Genomic DNA, 447 nt, shown 5'->3' with positions numbered 1-447 from the left:
TTTGTTCAAGGCACACCCTAATACAGAAATGACAAAATTCATCAATGCTTATAAAAGTGCAAGTTCTCGACTTATTAAAAGAGACTTTCCACAAGTGAAAAAGAAACTTTGGAAAGAGATGTTTTGGTCAAGAAGCTTTTGCTTACTAACTACTGGTGGTTCGCCAATAGACGTAGTAAAAACATATATTGAAAATCAAAGTGAAAAATGAGGTGAAATGATATGACAAAGCAGAATAAAGCATATAAATTCCGTTTGTATCCAACAGGAGACCAAGCACATCTTATACGTAAAACCTTCGGTTGTGTACGTTTCGTGTATAACAGAATGTTAGCCGAACGGAAAGAAGCGTATGAAAAACATAAAGATGATAAGGATCAACTAAAGAAACAAAAGCTTCCCACTCCTGCAAAATACAAAGCAGAATTTGAGTGGTTAAAAGAAGTT

At 34.5% G+C, this 447-nt stretch carries 1 protein-coding gene and 1 pseudogene; both read left to right on the top strand.

Features of this window, described 5'->3' with window-relative positions:
• Positions 1–211 (top strand): annotated as a pseudogene (tnpA, locus tag MR160_RS33985) (IS200/IS605-like element ISBth16 family transposase); the annotation flags it as partial.
• Between the two features lie 11 nt (positions 212–222).
• Positions 223–447, top strand: a 225-nt coding sequence (locus MR160_RS33980; protein WP_242299236.1) for a helix-turn-helix domain-containing protein, incomplete at its 3' end; no start/stop codon positions are given.

This window comes from Bacillus cereus group sp. BfR-BA-01382, assembly GCF_022663475.1.
GTDB classification, from domain to species: Bacteria; Bacillota; Bacilli; order Bacillales; family Bacillaceae_G; genus Bacillus_A; species Bacillus_A thuringiensis_S.
Note: the sequence above shows the minus strand (reverse complement) of the source record. Positions and strands in the feature narration are given on the sequence as shown.